Origin of the sequence: Pseudomonas sp. R3-56 (assembly GCF_051132075.1) — a bacterium.
Lineage (GTDB): Bacteria > Pseudomonadota > Gammaproteobacteria > Pseudomonadales > Pseudomonadaceae > Aquipseudomonas.
This window is the reverse complement of record NZ_CP071657.1, coordinates 4,016,234-4,030,977: the sequence shown is the minus strand read 5'-3', so window position 1 is coordinate 4,030,977 and position 14,744 is coordinate 4,016,234. Positions and strand designations below refer to the sequence as shown.

General features: G+C 63.4%; 18 protein-coding genes. 10 read left to right on the top strand and 8 right to left on the bottom strand.

Annotated features, from left to right (window positions below):
* The first annotated feature begins 19 nt into the window (after positions 1–19).
* The 5 genes from lolA to cysG all read left to right on the top strand — a co-directional run bounded on the left by lolA (position 20) and on the right by cysG (position 5,186).
* The gene (gene lolA, locus J3P96_RS18220) at positions 20–643 is read left to right on the top strand and encodes an outer membrane lipoprotein chaperone LolA (protein WP_186710180.1); all 624 of its coding nucleotides are present in this window, start codon (positions 20–22) and stop codon (positions 641–643) included.
* A gap of 155 nt (positions 644–798) precedes the next feature.
* Positions 799–2,124 (top strand): replication-associated recombination protein A, encoded by a 1,326-nt coding sequence (locus J3P96_RS18215; RefSeq protein ID WP_434603736.1) that lies wholly within the window; start codon positions 799–801, stop codon positions 2,122–2,124.
* Entirely contained in the window at positions 2,121–2,495 is a 375-nt protein-coding gene (crcB, locus tag J3P96_RS18210) for a fluoride efflux transporter CrcB (RefSeq protein WP_207961507.1), read from the top strand. The genes J3P96_RS18215 and crcB overlap by 4 nt, the downstream gene beginning before the upstream one ends.
* A 15-nt stretch (positions 2,496–2,510) precedes the next feature.
* Positions 2,511–3,791, top strand: coding sequence for a serine--tRNA ligase (serS, locus tag J3P96_RS18205; protein WP_434652792.1), 1,281 nt, complete (start codon positions 2,511–2,513; stop codon positions 3,789–3,791).
* Positions 3,792–5,186, top strand: a complete 1,395-nt coding sequence (cysG, locus tag J3P96_RS18200; protein ID WP_434569007.1) for a siroheme synthase CysG — start codon at positions 3,792–3,794, stop codon at positions 5,184–5,186.
* 137 nt (positions 5,187–5,323) lie between these two features.
* On the opposite strand, the gene J3P96_RS18195 is transcribed toward cysG, so the two are convergent.
* The 7 genes from J3P96_RS18195 to J3P96_RS18165 all read right to left on the bottom strand — a co-directional run bounded on the left by J3P96_RS18195 (position 5,324) and on the right by J3P96_RS18165 (position 9,344).
* Positions 5,324–6,328, bottom strand: a complete 1,005-nt coding sequence (locus J3P96_RS18195) for a glutathione S-transferase family protein (protein ID WP_434652790.1) — start codon at positions 6,326–6,328, stop codon at positions 5,324–5,326.
* 89 nt (positions 6,329–6,417) lie between these two features.
* The gene (locus J3P96_RS18190; protein ID WP_434652788.1) at positions 6,418–7,419 is read right to left on the bottom strand and encodes a glycosyl transferase family protein; all 1,002 of its coding nucleotides are present in this window, start codon (positions 7,417–7,419) and stop codon (positions 6,418–6,420) included.
* Positions 7,416–7,751 carry a TusE/DsrC/DsvC family sulfur relay protein gene (locus tag J3P96_RS18185; RefSeq protein WP_305495521.1) on the bottom strand — a complete coding sequence of 112 codons (336 nt, stop codon included), beginning with the start codon at positions 7,749–7,751 and terminating at the stop codon, positions 7,416–7,418. The genes J3P96_RS18190 and J3P96_RS18185 overlap by 4 nt, the downstream gene beginning before the upstream one ends.
* Positions 7,748–8,041 (bottom strand): sulfurtransferase complex subunit TusB, encoded by a 294-nt coding sequence (tusB, locus tag J3P96_RS18180; RefSeq protein WP_434652786.1) that lies wholly within the window; start codon positions 8,039–8,041, stop codon positions 7,748–7,750. The genes J3P96_RS18185 and tusB overlap by 4 nt, the downstream gene beginning before the upstream one ends.
* A complete protein-coding gene (gene tusC, locus J3P96_RS18175; protein ID WP_434569003.1) occupies positions 8,041–8,403 on the bottom strand; it encodes a sulfurtransferase complex subunit TusC in 363 nt (120 codons plus the stop codon). Before tusC ends, tusB begins: the two co-directional genes overlap by 1 nt.
* Entirely contained in the window at positions 8,403–8,795 is a 393-nt protein-coding gene (tusD, locus tag J3P96_RS18170) for a sulfurtransferase complex subunit TusD (protein ID WP_434603751.1), read from the bottom strand. Before tusD ends, tusC begins: the two co-directional genes overlap by 1 nt.
* 219 nt (positions 8,796–9,014) lie before the next feature.
* On the bottom strand, positions 9,015–9,344 hold the full coding sequence (locus J3P96_RS18165; protein ID WP_434652784.1) for a DUF6388 family protein: 330 nt from the start codon (positions 9,342–9,344) through the stop codon (positions 9,015–9,017).
* A gap of 133 nt (positions 9,345–9,477) precedes the next feature.
* Here J3P96_RS18165 and J3P96_RS18160 point away from each other — a divergent pair, with 133 nt between their 5' ends.
* The gene (locus J3P96_RS18160; protein WP_434652782.1) at positions 9,478–9,828 is read left to right on the top strand and encodes a hypothetical protein; all 351 of its coding nucleotides are present in this window, start codon (positions 9,478–9,480) and stop codon (positions 9,826–9,828) included.
* A 33-nt stretch (positions 9,829–9,861) separates the two neighbouring features.
* Here J3P96_RS18160 and J3P96_RS18155 read toward each other — a convergent pair whose 3' ends face one another.
* Positions 9,862–10,293: a GNAT family N-acetyltransferase gene (locus J3P96_RS18155; protein WP_434652780.1), complete on the bottom strand. Its 432-nt coding sequence runs from the start codon at positions 10,291–10,293 to the stop codon at positions 9,862–9,864.
* Positions 10,294–10,422: 129 nt separating this feature from the next.
* Between J3P96_RS18155 and ggt the strand changes: the two genes are divergently transcribed.
* From ggt to J3P96_RS18135, 4 genes are all read left to right on the top strand, one after another.
* A complete protein-coding gene (ggt, locus tag J3P96_RS18150) occupies positions 10,423–12,150 on the top strand; it encodes a gamma-glutamyltransferase (protein WP_434652778.1) in 1,728 nt (575 codons plus the stop codon).
* An 18-nt stretch (positions 12,151–12,168) separates the two neighbouring features.
* Entirely contained in the window at positions 12,169–12,702 is a 534-nt protein-coding gene (locus tag J3P96_RS18145; RefSeq protein ID WP_434652776.1) for a cysteine hydrolase family protein, read from the top strand.
* Positions 12,703–12,829: 127 nt separating this feature from the next.
* Positions 12,830–14,050: a helix-turn-helix domain-containing protein gene (locus tag J3P96_RS18140; protein ID WP_434652774.1), complete on the top strand. Its 1,221-nt coding sequence runs from the start codon at positions 12,830–12,832 to the stop codon at positions 14,048–14,050.
* A 34-nt stretch (positions 14,051–14,084) separates the two neighbouring features.
* Complete coding sequence (locus tag J3P96_RS18135) at positions 14,085–14,717, top strand: Vgb family protein (RefSeq protein WP_434652772.1); 633 nt, start codon at positions 14,085–14,087, stop codon at positions 14,715–14,717.
* Positions 14,718–14,744 lie beyond the last annotated feature (27 nt).

The window sequence follows — 14,744 nt, the reverse complement described above, 5'->3', positions numbered from 1 at the left end:
CGAATTCATGAGGACTCCCATGCGCCTGATTCGCATGCTGTTGTTGCCCGTATTGGCTTTGTCTACCTTGTCGGCCCATGCCGGCGAGAAAGATGTGGCCCGCCTGACCCAGTTGCTGGGCGGCTCCCAGACCCTGACTGCGCGTTTCTCCCAGCTGACCCTCGACGGCAGCGGCACCCAGTTGCAGGAAACCGCTGGCGACATGGCCCTGCAGCGCCCTGGCCTGTTCTACTGGCACACCGATGCACCCGCCGAACAGCTGATGGTGTCCGATGGCAAGAAAGTCTCCCTGTGGGACCCGGACCTCGAACAAGTGACCATCAAGACCCTCGACCAGCGCCTGACCCAGACGCCGGCGCTGCTGCTCTCCGGCGATATCTCGGAGATCAGTCAGAGCTTCGACATCACCTCCAAGGAGGCCGGTGGCGTGATTGACTTCACTCTCAAGCCGAAGACCAAGGACAGCCTGTTCGACAGCCTGCGCCTGTCGTTCCGCAACGGCCTGGTCAACGACATGCAACTGATCGACAGTGTCGGCCAGCGCACCAACATCCTGTTCACCGGGGTCAAGGCCAACGAGCCGATCGCCGCGTCCAAGTTCAAGTTCGACATCCCCAAGGGTGCGGATGTGATCCAGGAATAAACCCCGGATCCCTGTGTGTGGGAGCGGGCTTGCTCGCGAATGCGGTGTATCAATCGACATTATTGTTAACTGACACACCGCATTCGCGAGCAAGCCCGCTCCCACAAAGGCATCTTGGTACAAACCAGGACCCAGCGGAGGTTGTGTAAGTAATCATGGACCTGTTTCGAAGCGCCCCGATTGCCCAGCCATTGGCCGCCCGCCTGCGGGCCACCAACCTGGATGAGTACGTCGGCCAGGAACATGTACTCGCCCGCGGCAAGCCCCTGCGCGAAGCCCTGGAGCAGGGCGCCCTGCATTCGATGATCTTCTGGGGCCCGCCGGGAGTCGGCAAGACCACCCTGGCGCGGTTGCTGGCGGAAGTCTCGGACGCGCATTTCGAAACGGTGTCGGCCGTGCTGGCCGGGGTCAAGGAGATTCGCCAGGCGGTGGAAATCGCCAAGCAGCAGGCCGGCCAGTACGGCAAGCGCACCATCCTGTTCGTCGATGAAGTGCATCGCTTCAACAAGTCGCAGCAGGACGCCTTCCTGCCCTATGTCGAAGACGGCACGCTGATTTTCATCGGTGCCACCACCGAGAACCCTTCGTTCGAACTCAACAACGCCTTGCTGTCCCGCGCGCGGGTCTACGTGCTCAAGAGCCTCGACGAGGCGGCGATGCGCAAGCTGGTGCATCGCGCGCTCACCGAAGAGCGCGGCCTGGGCAAGCGCCACCTGAGCCTCAGCGACGAAGGTTTCCAGATATTGTTCAGCGCTGCCGACGGCGATGGCCGACGCCTGCTCAACCTGCTGGAAAACGCCTCGGACCTGGCCGAAGACGACAGCGAGATCGGTGTCGAACTGCTGCAAAGCCTGCTGGGCGATACCCGGCGCCGCTTCGACAAGGGCGGCGAGGCGTTCTACGACCAGATTTCGGCGCTGCACAAGTCGGTGCGCGGCTCCAACCCGGACGGCGCGCTGTACTGGTTTGCGCGGATGATCGATGGCGGTTGTGATCCGCTGTACCTCGCACGCCGGGTAGTACGCATGGCCAGCGAAGACATCGGTAATGCCGATCCGCGCGCGCTGAGCCTGTGCCTGGCAGCCTGGGACGTGCAGGAACGCCTCGGCAGTCCGGAAGGCGAGCTCGCCGTGGCCCAGGCCATTACCTACCTGGCCTGCGCGCCGAAAAGCAACGCCGTCTACATGGGCTTCAAAGCGGCGATGCGCAGCGCCGCCGAGCACGGCTCCCTCGAAGTGCCGTTGCACCTGCGCAACGCGCCGACCAAGCTCATGAAACAGTTGGGCTACGGCGAGGAATACCGTTACGCCCATGACGAGCCTGACGCTTACGCCGCCGGCGAAGACTATTTTCCCGAGGAACTCGACCCCCAGCGGTTCTATCAGCCGGTGCCCCGTGGCCTGGAGCTGAAGATCGGCGAGAAGCTCAATCACTTGGCGCAATTGGACCGATTGAGTCCACGGCAGCGGAGAAAACCGTGATCCCCTTGATTCTCGCAGTCTCCGCCGGCGGCGTTGCCGGTACATTGTTGCGTTTCGCCACGGGCAACTGGATCAGCGCAAATTGGCCGCGGCACTTCTATACCGCGACGCTGGCCGTTAATATCGTGGGCTGTCTGCTGATCGGCGTCCTATACGGCCTGTTTCTGATTCGCCCCGAAGTGCCCATCGAGGTGCGCGCGGGGTTGATGGTCGGCTTTCTTGGCGGCCTGACGACTTTTTCATCCTTTTCACTGGATACGGTGCGCCTGCTGGAAAGCGGGCAGGTGCCGCTGGCCCTGGGCTATGCGGCCATCAGCGTGTTCGGCGGGCTGCTCGCCACCTGGGCCGGCCTGTCCCTGACCAAACTTTGATAACGAGAGACCGACATGCTCGATTCCAAACTGTTACGTAGCAACCTTCAGGACGTAGCGGACCGCCTGGCATCCCGTGGCTTTGCCCTGGATGTCGCGCGCATCGAAGCGCTGGAAGAACAGCGCAAGACCGTCCAGACCCGCACCGAAGCCCTGCAGGCTGAACGTAACGCGCGCTCCAAGTCCATCGGTCAGGCCAAGCAGCGCGGCGAAGACATCGCGCCGCTGATGGCCGATGTCGAGCGCATGGCGGGCGAGTTGAGTGCCGGCAAGACCGAACTGGACGCGATCCAGAGCGAGCTGGATTCGATCCTGCTGGGCATCCCGAACCTGCCCCACGAATCGGTGCCGGTGGGCGAGGACGAAGACGGCAACGTCGAAGTGCGCCGCTGGGGCACGCCGAAAGCCTTTGATTTTCCGGTGCAGGACCACGTCGCCCTGGGCGAGAAATTCGGTTGGCTGGATTTCGAAACCGCCGCCAAGCTGTCGGGCGCGCGTTTCGCCCTGCTGCGCGGGCCGATCGCCCGTCTGCATCGCGCACTGGCGCAGTTCATGATCAACCTGCACGTTACCGAGCACGGCTACGAAGAGGCCTACACGCCGTACCTGGTCCAGGCGCCGGCGCTGCAAGGCACCGGTCAGTTGCCGAAGTTCGAGGAAGACCTGTTCAAGATCGCTCGCGACGGCGAAGCCGATCTGTACCTGATCCCGACCGCCGAAGTCTCGCTGACCAACATCGTTGCCGGCGAAATCGTCGACGCCAAGCAACTGCCGATCAAGTTTGTCGCCCACACCCCGTGCTTTCGCAGTGAAGCCGGCGCGTCGGGTCGTGACACTCGCGGCATGATCCGCCAGCACCAGTTCGACAAGGTCGAGATGGTGCAGATCGTCGAGCCGTCGAAATCCATGGAAGCCCTGGAAAGCCTGACCGCCAACGCCGAGAAGGTCCTGCAACTGCTCGAGCTGCCGTATCGCACCCTGGCGCTGTGCACCGGCGACATGGGCTTCAGCGCGGTCAAGACTTACGATCTGGAAGTCTGGATCCCGAGCCAGGACAAGTACCGCGAGATTTCGTCGTGCTCCAACTGCGGTGATTTCCAGGCCCGCCGCATGCAGGCGCGTTTCCGCAACCTGGAAACCGGCAAGCCGGAACTGGTCCATACCCTCAACGGCTCCGGCCTGGCGGTGGGTCGTACGCTGGTCGCCGTGTTGGAAAACTATCAGCAGGCCGACGGTTCGATCCGGGTGCCTGAAGTGCTGAAGCCGTACATGGGCGGCATCGAGGTCATCGGCTAAATGGACTATCTGCCACTGTTCCACAACCTGCGCGGCAGCCGCGTGCTGGTGGTCGGCGGCGGCGAGATTGCCCTGCGCAAGTCTCGCCTGCTGGCGGATGCCGGTGCCCTGCTACGGGTGGTCGCACCCGACATCGAACCGCAGTTGCGGGAACTGGTCAGTGGCAGCGGCGGCGAATGCGTGCTGCGTGGCTACGTCGAAGCGGATATGGACGGCTGCGGCCTGGTCATCGCCGCCACCGACGACGAGCCGCTCAATGCCCAGGTTTCGGCCGACGCCCACAAGCGCTGCGTGCCGGTCAACGTGGTGGACGCGCCTGCGCTGTGCAGCGTGATCTTCCCGGCGATCGTCGACCGCTCGCCGCTGGTTATTGCGGTGTCCAGCGGCGGCGACGCGCCGGTGCTGGCACGGCTGATCCGCGCCAAGCTGGAAACCTGGATTCCATCGACCTACGGGCAACTGGCCGGCCTGGCGGCGCGCTTTCGCAATCAGGTCAAGCAACTGTTTCCCGATGTGCAGCAACGGCGGGCATTCTGGGAAGAGGTTTTCCAGGGCCCGATCGCCGACCGTCAACTGGCCGGGCAGGGCGCCGAGGCCGAGCGGTTGCTGCGCGAGAAGATCGACGGCCAGGCGCCGAACGCGCCGGGGGAAGTCTATCTGGTAGGCGCCGGGCCGGGTGACCCGGACCTGCTGACCTTCCGCGCGCTGCGCCTGATGCAGCAGGCGGACGTGGTGCTTTACGACCGTCTGGTGGCCCCGGCGATTCTCGAGCTGTGCCGGCGCGACGCCGAGCGGGTTTACGTCGGCAAGCGCCGGTCCGAGCACGCGGTACCCCAGGACCAGATCAACCAGCAATTGGTCGACCTGGCCCGGCAGGGCAAGCGTGTGGTGCGGTTGAAGGGCGGCGATCCGTTCATCTTCGGTCGTGGCGGCGAAGAAATCGAAGAACTGGCGGCCCATGGCATCCCGTTCCAGGTGGTCCCGGGCATCACCGCCGCCAGTGGTTGCGCGGCTTACGCCGGGATCCCGCTGACCCATCGCGACTACGCCCAGTCGGTGCGTTTCATCACCGGCCATCTCAAGGACGGCAGCAGCGATCTGCCCTGGGCGGACCTGGTATCGCCAGCGCAGACCCTGGTGTTCTACATGGGCCTGGTGGGGCTGCCGGTGATTTGCAACGAACTGATCAAGCACGGTCGAGCGGCGGACACGCCGGCGGCGCTCATCCAGCAAGGCACGACTTCAAACCAGCGGGTGTTTACCGGTACCTTGGCGGACCTACCGCGGCTGGTGGCCGAGCATGAGGTGCATGCGCCGACACTGGTGATCGTCGGGGAAGTGGTGCAGTTGCGCGAAAAGCTGGCTTGGTTTGAAGGGGCTCAGGGGCAGGTCTGAAGACCGCGCCGCGCCCTTCGCGAGCAGCCTCGCTCCCACAGGGGACTGTGTGTAACCACGGATTTTGGCCAACACCAATCAACTGTGGGAGCGAGCTTGCTCGCGATGAGGCCCCCAATCACAGCGAAAATCCAGGATCAATCCCGGGCTCCGCGCCAGATCCCTTTCCCACTCAACCTCCCTCGATCATGCGCCACCATGAAGTCTTGCTTCGGCCCCTTGGGCACGATCCCATTGGGGTTGATGGTCTTGTGGCTGCCGTAGTAATGCCCCTGGATATGGGTGAAATCCACTGTCTCGGCAATGCCCGGCCACTGGTACATCTCCCGCAGCCAGTTCGACAGGTTCGGATAATCGGCGATGCGTCGCAGGTTGCATTTGAAGTGACCGAAGTACACCGCGTCGAAACGGATCATCGTCGTGAACAAGCGGATGTCGGCCTCGGTCAGGTACTCGCCAGCCAGGTAGCGGCGGGTGTCCAGCAGGGCTTCCAGATGGTCCAGCTCGGCAAACAGCTGATCAAAGGCTTCTTCGTAAGCCGCCTGGGTGGTGGCGAAGCCGGCGCGGTAGACGCCGTTGTTCACCGCCGGATAGATGCGCTCGTTCAACCCATCGATTTCGCCGCGCAGGTGCTCTGGATAGAGATCCAGGTCGTTGCCGGTCAAACCATCGAAGGCGCTGTTGAACATGCGGATGATTTCCGCTGACTCATTGTTGACGATGCGCTGCTGCTGTTTATCCCACAGCGCGGGCACAGTGACACGACCGGTGTAGTTCGGTGTATCGGCGGTGTAGCGCTGGTGCAGGAAGTCGAAGTGGTCGAGCTTGTCGCCCGTCGAGCCGTGAGCCTGATCGAAGGTCCAGCCGTTTTCCAGCATCAGGTAGCTGACCACTGAAACATCGATCAGGTCTTCCAGGCCCTTGAGCTTGCGCAAGATCAGCGTGCGGTGGGCCCAGGGGCAGGCCAGGGACACATAAAGATGATAACGACCGGCTTCGGCGGCGAAACCGCTCTCGCCGGAAGGGCCGGCGCTGCCGTCGGCGGTTATCCAGTGGCGGCGTTGCGCCTGTTCACGCTGGAAACTGCCGTCCTTGCTCTCATACCACTGGTCCTGCCAGCGGCCCTCGACCAACAAACCCATCTCGATCTCCTCAGCCTGATAAACGTTGGAGAAGAGTCTATGCCGATAGGTTCGAACAAAAAGCGCAAAGGTTGGGCGCTGATGATCGACTAAATCGATCTGTTCCGCGCGTCCCAATACTGCCGGGCTTTGTCGAACGCTTCTTCGCGCGACAACCCCAGGCCGCGCAAGGCCAAAGCCATCGTGGCGATCAACGCCAGTTGCGGGTAGCTGTCCTCGACGTCGCCGCGCCAGACGGCTTTCAAATGCTCAGGGTCGAGGCGCTCCGGCTTGACGTGGCGCTGCTCCGACAGGCGTGGCCATTCTTCGTCCCAACTGGCGCCACCGGTGGTGCCGTACAGATGGCTGTCGGCGTCCGGATTGATTTCGATCTCGCCGCCGTCGCCCTTGATCACGATGGCGGTGTCGCCCAGCAACCCGCTGGCCTCGCGATGCACGGCCTGGTAGCCAGGATGGAAGATGCTTTGCAGACCGCAACGTGCGCCCAGTGGATTGAGGATCCGCGCCAGGGAATGGATCGGTGAGCGCAGGCCGAGGGTGTTGCGCAGGTCGATCATCCGTTGCATCTGCGGTGCCCAGTCCACCAGCGGCATGAAGGCCATGCCGCCATTGTCCAGCGCCGTGCCGACCTGTTGCCAGTCGCGGCACAAGGGGATATCCAGCAAACCAAGCAACTGTTCGGTGTAGAGCCGACCCGCCGTGTGGGCGCCGCCGCCGTGCATGAAGATCCGCACGCCGTTCTGTCCCAGGCATTTGGCCGCCAGCAGATACCACGGCAGGTGGCGCTTCTTCCCGGCGTAGGTCGGCCAGTCGAGGTCTACCGCCAATTGTGGAACCACCAGGCGTTGACGCAGGGCGTCGGTGAAGCCGGCCATTTCCTCGGCGCTTTCTTCCTTGTGCCGCAACAGCATCAGGAAGGCGCCGAGCTGGGTCTCTTCGACCTGTTCATCGAGCACCATGCCCATGGCCTCGCGGGCTTCTTCACGGGTGAGGTTGCGGGCGCCGCGCTTGCCTTTGCCAAGGATGCGCACGAATTGGGCGAACGGATGTTCGGCCGGGGTCTCGAGGGTCAGCGAAGGAAAGTCGGTCATAAGCAATTCGTCGGTTTGGGCAGGCCCGCCAGCTTGGCGGCGAGTTTGGCGGGAGTGCCTTTGAACAATCGGTTCAGGTGCAGGCTGTTGCCCTTGTCCGCGCCGAGTTTCAGCGCGGTGTACTTGATCAGCGGCCGAGTGGCGGGGGACAGCTGGAATTCATCGTGGAAGGCCCGGAGCAGTTCGAGGATTTCCCAGTGCTCGGGGCTCAGCTCGATGTCTTCGGCGGCGGCCAGGGCTGTGGCCACTTCCGTTGACCAGTCATTGAGGTCGGCGAGGTAGCCGTCCTTGTCCAGCGCGATGCTGCGCGCGCCCACGGTCAGCACGTTCATAGCCAGGAGTTGACCTTGTCATGCTCGATTGAAAGCTCGACGAAGGCCGGATAATCGATGGCTTCGGCCCAGTCGGGAATGTGCTGGGCACGGCCCTGGGCGTCTTCGGCAAGGACGAACACCTTGCGAGCGGCGGCCTGGAGTGCAGCGAACGGTTCGGTGCCAGGTTGCAGCGCGTAAGTCGCGTCGCCGCACAGCAGCAGCGCATCCTGGCTCCCCAGTATCCGCAGGCAACTGGCGAGGCGGTTATCACCGAACGGCGAATGGGACAACACATGCAGAGTCGACATCAGAGGGTGATCACCTGGTCGTAACGGTCAATGAGCGCGGCGATGTCCGCTGCACCCAGCACTTTCAAAGCGTCCAGTGCCAGGGCATCGGTGGCGATGCCACGCTCGGCGGCGCTGTCGGCGCAGACAAACAGGTCTTCGACGCCGAACATCGGCAATGCCTGCAAATTGGCGCTCAGGTCTTTTTGCTGGAGGGCCTTGGCGTTTTGCCCGGCGCTGAGCTGGAACACGCCGTCATCGAGAAACAGCAGGCCAATGGGCAGGTCGAACGCACCGCCGGCCAGCACGATGTCCAACGCTTCCCGGGCTCCGGGGCCAGACCACGGAGACTGACGGCTGATGAGCAATAACGACTTGGCCATCATGCGCCTCCAAAACAGATCAAGCGGTCGGCGTCCTGGATCGCATCGTGCAGCTGACCCAGTCCGGAAAGGGCCCAAGGCGCTTCGACGCTGATTGCCGAACGCTGATAGCGCTGGGCCTCTTCAGCGTTGAGCACACCACGGCGCAACGCCGCCGCGATGCAGACGACGCCGTCGAGCTGATGGTCGCTGACGAAGGTTCGCCATTGCCGGGGCAGATCCTGCTCGTCCTGAGGCGTGACGATGCTGTTATCGGCGTTGTAGACGCCGTCCTGGTAGAAAAACAGCCGCACGATCTCATGCCCACCGGCCAGCGCGGCTTGCGCAAACAGCAAGGCGCGGCGCGAGGAGGGCGCATGGGCGGCGGAAAACAGCGCGATGGCGAACTTCATGACAGACCCGATCGGTAAAACTGCGGCCATGATAAAGCTTTATGGGCGTCGGGGCGATTCTCGGAACGGCTGGAGCTTTCGTGGCGAGGGAGCTTGCTCCCGCTGGGCTGCGAAGCGGCCCCAGGATCGTGCAACTCGGTGTGTCAGGTGAGTTGAGTCGCCTTTTTGGGCCTGCTGCGCAGGCCAGCGGGAGCAAGCTCCCTCGCCACGGGGTTCACTTCAGTCCAGGAGACCATGTAACTGGCAGTACTCAGCCCATTCCATTCCCGCCATCTCCGCGACTTCCCTGTGCACTTCCATGCGCTGGGCCTGGTAGTCCTCGGCGGAGTCCGCCGTCAGCGACAGCGTCAGCTCCCAGGCAAACAGACCCAGGCGCTCGGCCTCGGCTTCGAACGCCTCATGCAAGCGCTCGGCGCGATACTGCGCAGCGGTTTCGCCCTTGGCCTGGGCCAGCAGGGGGTTGAGGTTGTCCAGCTCGACACGCAACTGCGGGCGTTCGTCGAGAAAGATCTCCAGGGCTCGTTCGTGCTGCTGTCCGGTTGCCGCCATGGTTGCTCCTTGAGTCAATGTCCCGACAGGTTGCGTGAATCGATCGCCATTGTCGCGGGCAAATTTCAGTAAAGCCGCACGTAGGCGCGGATCGCAGTGCTAAAGTCGGTTTTTTTCTCGATGAGTGAACGCGATGCGAATGCTGATGGTGGCCGTGGCCGCAACCCTGCTGGCCGGCTGCGCGGGTTCGGCGATGGAACAGGCCCGGACCCAAGCCCCCTACAAGACCCTGGCCTCGGACAAGCCGGAGCAGAATGTCGCCCAATGCGTGAAGTTCGCCTGGGAAGACGAAGCGGTGTTCGGCGTCGATGCCGGTGCCTACCTGCAACCCGGCAAGCAGGGTGGCTCGACGGTGTACACCCGCTCGGCCGAATCGTTTGTCGATATACAAGCCAGTGCCACCGGCACGGCGTTGAACTACTACGCCAAACAGGATGACTTTTTCGCCAAGCGCCGGTTGGCGGCGTTGGCGACTTGCCTCTGAACACCTGATCCTGGTGTGGGAGGGTATGGGAGGTCAGTCAGCGTTCGGCAGGCGTTTCTGGAAAAAGAAACGCTGATGTCCCGGCGGGTAGTCGTCGATCTGCCCGCACTCGGTAAAGCCATGCCGGCGGTAGAAGTCCGGGGCCTGGAAGTCGAAGGTGTCGAGCCAGATACCTACGCAATCCTTCTCCCTGGCCAGCTGTTCGGCCATCCGCATCAGTTGCGAACCCGTGCCTTGGCCCCGGGCCTGTTCAGGCACTACCAGCAGTTCGATATAGAGCCAACGAAAGAATACTCGGCCGTAGAGTCCGCCGACGATTTCGCCGTGCTCGTCGCGCACCAGCCAGGCGACCAGTTCCGGCGCGCTTCCACCGGTCTGAGCCGTGTTATAGGCGCGTAGTGGCGCGAGGATGGCCTGGCGTTGTTCATCGGTTGGAGCGTCCGTGCGTTCGATTCGCAGCGTCATCGGCGATGTCCTTGTGCGAGGATGATCAAGCACACGAGCCTACAGTAAACAGGCATATTGTTTAAACCGAGCCATACTCGTGTGTGCTTTTGAAGCGATCCCGACCCTAAAACAAGAAGAGACCGACTCATGAAGTTCGAATCCCTGGCCCGGACCCTCATCGCCACTTCGCTCTCCCTTTGCTGCCTGACTGCCCACGCTGCGTCCCAGGCACCGGTTGCCGCCGAGAACGGCATGGTCGTCACCGCCCAGCACCTGGCGACCCACGTCGGCGTCGACGTGCTCAAGAACGGTGGCAACGCGGTGGATGCGGCAGTCGCGGTGGGCTACGCCCTGGCGGTGGTCTACCCGGCGGCGGGCAACCTTGGCGGTGGCGGTTTCATGACGCTGCAGATGGCGGATGGCCGCAAGACATTCCTGGATTTCCGCGAAAAAGCGCCATTGGCCGCCACCGCCGACATGTACCTGGACAAGGACGGCAACGTCATTCCCGAGCTCAGCACCCGCGGCCACCTGGCGGTAGGCGTGCCCGGCACGGTGTCCGGCATGGAGCTGGCGCTGAAGAAATACGGCAGCAAGCCCCGGGAGGAACTGATCGCCCCGGCGATCAGGTTCGCCGAGGAGGGTTTTGTCCTCGAACAAGGTGATGTCGACCTGCTGGAGACCGCCACGGACGTGTTCAAAAAGGACATGCGCGATTCCGGCGCGATCTTCCTGCACAACGGCGAGCCGATGCAGGCCGGCCAGAAACTGGTGCAGAAAGACCTCGCCAGGACCCTGCGGGAAATTTCCGCCAAAGGCGCCGACGGCTTCTACAAAGGCTGGGTGGCCGACGCCCTGGTGACTTCCAGCCAGGCCAACAAGGGCATCATCACCCAGGCCGACCTGGACAAATACAAGACCCGCGAGCTGGCCCCGGTGGAATGCGACTATCGCGGTTATCACATCATTTCCGCACCACCGCCCAGTTCCGGTGGTGTGGTGCTGTGCCAGATCATGAATATCCTCGACGGGTATCCGATGAAAGACCTGGGCTTCCATTCGGCCCAGGGCATGCACTACCAGATCGAAGCCATGCGTCACGCCTATGTCGATCGCAATAGCTACCTGGGCGACCCGGACTTTGTGCAGAACCCCATCGACCATCTGCTGGACAAGAACTATGCGGCAAAACTGCGCGCCGCGATCGAGCCGCAAAAGGCCGGCGATTCGCACAAGATCAAACCCGGCGTGGCGCCTCACGAGGGCAGCAACACCACCCACTATTCGATCGTCGACCAATGGGGCAACGCCGTCTCTGTCACCTACACCCTCAACGACTGGTTCGGCGCCGGCGTGATGGCGAGCAAGACCGGGGTGATCCTCAACGATGAAATGGACGATTTCACCGCCAAGGTCGGCGTGCCCAACATGTACGGCCTGGTACAGGGCGAGGCCAACGCCATCGCACCGGGCAAGGCGCCGCTGTCGTCCATGAGCCCGACCATCATCACCAAGGACGGCAAGACCGTGATGGTCGTCGGCACGCCGGGCGGCAGCCGCATCATTACCGCGACCCTGCTGACCATTCTCAATGTGATCGACTACGGCATGAACCTGCAGGAAGCGGTGGACGCACCGCGCTTTCACCAGCAGTGGATGCCGGAGGAGACCAACCTGGAAACCTTCGCCGCCAGCCCCGATACGCTCAAGCTGCTGGAAAGCTGGGGTCACAAGTTCGCCGGCCCGCAGGACCCCAACCACATCGCCGCGATCCTGGTGGGCGCGCCGTCACTGGGTGGCAAGCCCGTGGGCAAGAATCGTTTCTACGGTGCCAACGATCCGCGCCGCAACACCGGGTTATCGTTGGGCTACTGAGCGCTCGGAGAGGCAAGCATGAGCAGCGCATTGCTGATTATCGACGTCCAGGCCGGGCTGTGCACGGGCGAAGAGGAATGCTTCGACAGCCCACGCCTGCTCGGCACCATCAACGACCTCAGTGCCAGGGCTCGGGCTGTCGGCTTGCCGGTGATCCTGGTCCAGCACGAAGAACTTGAGGGCTCGTTGGCTTATGGCAGTGCCGCCTGGCAATTGGCCGACGGCCTGCTCACCGCCGCGGATGACTTGCGCGTGCGCAAGACCACTGCGGACGCGTTCTACCAGACCGACCTGCTGGCGCTGTTGCAGGCCAGAAGCATCGATCGCGTGGTGATCTGCGGGCTGCAGACCGATTACTGCATCAATGCCACCGTGCGCCAGGCCCATGCCCTGGGGTACGAAGTGGTGTTGGCCGCCGATGCGCATTCGACGGTGGACAATGGCAGCCTGTCGGCCGAGCAGATCATTGCCGATCACAACCAGCGACTGGGGCGGCTGAGCAGCGCGGTGTCGCGCATCGATGTGGTACGGGCCGCCGAGATTCGCCTGTAGCGATACTCACTGCCTGGCCTGAGGAGCAGGCCGGGCTGGCGCTCCAGTGCGCAGCGACTGCAAGATTTTCAGGCCCGCTTCGCAGGCCAGCGGGAGCAAGCTCCCTCGCCACAAGGGCCGTCGTTTTATGGATTACGCGATCAGCATAGCAGCGCGAGCATTGGCGGCAGGCGATCCAGTAGCGGCGCTCAATCGCATCGCCTTGCGCACCGATGCCCCGGCCCTCGCGCTGCGCGGCATCGCCATGGCGCAGCTGGGGGACCTGGACAAAGCCAGGAGCCTGATGCGCCGGGCAAGTACGGCGTTCGGGTCCAAGGCGGCCGTGGCGCGGGCACGGTGTATCGTGGCGGAGGGCGAAATCGCCTTGGCTTCCCGTGACCTGGCGTGGCCCATGAAGCGCCTCGACGCCGCGCGGACGGTACTCGAAGCCTGCGGTGACCGGGCGAACGTCGGTCATGCTCATGCGATCGAAATCCGCCGCCTGCTGTTGCTCGGTCACCTTGGCGAGGCCGAGGGCAAGCTTGCTGATCTGAATCTTTGCAGCTTGCCTGTGGCGTCTCGAGCCGCTTGTGAACTGGTGGCGGCGGGGATCGCCATGCGGCGCCTGCAAGCGCAAACCGCCCACGCCGCTCTGGAAAGGGCCGGGCAGGCCGCACGGCAAACGGGCATCAGCGCGCTGAACGCCGAAATCGAAAGCGCCTGGCGCATGCTGAGCTCACCGGCGGCGCGTCTGATCGGCCGGAACGAAGAGCGCTTGCTGATTCTTGAAGAGGTACAGGTGCTGCTGGCCGGTGCGGCGCTGGTAGTAGATGCATGCCGGTATGGCGTCAGTAGCGCTGGCAGCCAGGTTTCCCTCGCCCGGCGCCCGGTGTTGTTCGCCCTGGCCCGCGGGCTGGCCCAAGCCTGGCCGGGCGATGCATCGAGGGAAGCGCTCATGGCCGAGGCCTTCGGCTTGAAACTGACGGATGAGTCCCACCGCGCCCGGCTGCGGGTCGAGATGGGGCGGTTGCGGGCGGCGCTGCGGTCATTGGCCGAGGTGAAGGCAACCCGGCGCGGTTTTATCCTGATTCCCAACCAGGCCGACGAGGTCGTGGTGCTGGCGCGCGTCATCGAAGAACCTCACGGCGCGGTGCTGGCGCTGCTTGCCGATGGCGAAACCTGGTCCAGTTCGGCCCTGGCGCTTGCCTTGGGCAACAGCCAGCGCAGCGTGCAGCGGGCCTTGGAAACCCTCGCCGCCTGCGGCAAGGCGCAAGCGTTCGGTCGTGCCAGGGCCCGGCGCTGGATGGCGCCAACGATGCCTGGATTCGCGACGGCATTGTTACTCACTGCGTTGCCAGTGGCTGGTTAGGATGTAATCACACCCCACTGATGAGGCGAGTGAAATGAAACGTTCAGAAGCACAGATCCTGCGTGAGTACGGCCCTTTTCCGGGCGTCGAGTGTGTCCACGGCGTAAGCCATGACGGCGAGCGCGTCTGGTTCGCCTCAGGCGAAAAGCTCCACGCACTTGATCCCGCCAGTGGCCAGACCGTGCACTCGCTCGACGTGCCGGCGAACGCTGGCACGGCGTTCGACGGTGAGCATCTGTTCCAGATTGCTGGCGACAGCATCCGCAAGATCGATCCACGCACCGGCGAGGTACTGGCGACGATTCCGGCGCCCAACAGCGGTGATGATTCAGGGTTGGCTTGGGCCGAAGGATCGCTCTGGGTCGGCCAGTACAAGGCGCGCAAAATCCTCCAGATCGACCCTGCCGACGGAAAAGTCCTGCGCACCATTGAATCCAATCGCTTCGTCACGGGCGTGACCTGGGTCGACGGAGAGCTTTGGCACGGGACGTGGGAAAACGATGAGAGCGACCTGCGGCGTATTGATCCGCAGACAGCACAAGTGCTGGAAAGCGTGACGATGCCGCCCGGGACCGGTGTGTCAGGGCTGGAATCCGATGGGGGCGAACGGTTTTTCTGTGGCGGCGGTGGCAGCGGGAAGGTGAGGGCGGTGCGTCGGCCGGTGTGAGGATGCCAGGCTCGCATAAACCTCCGT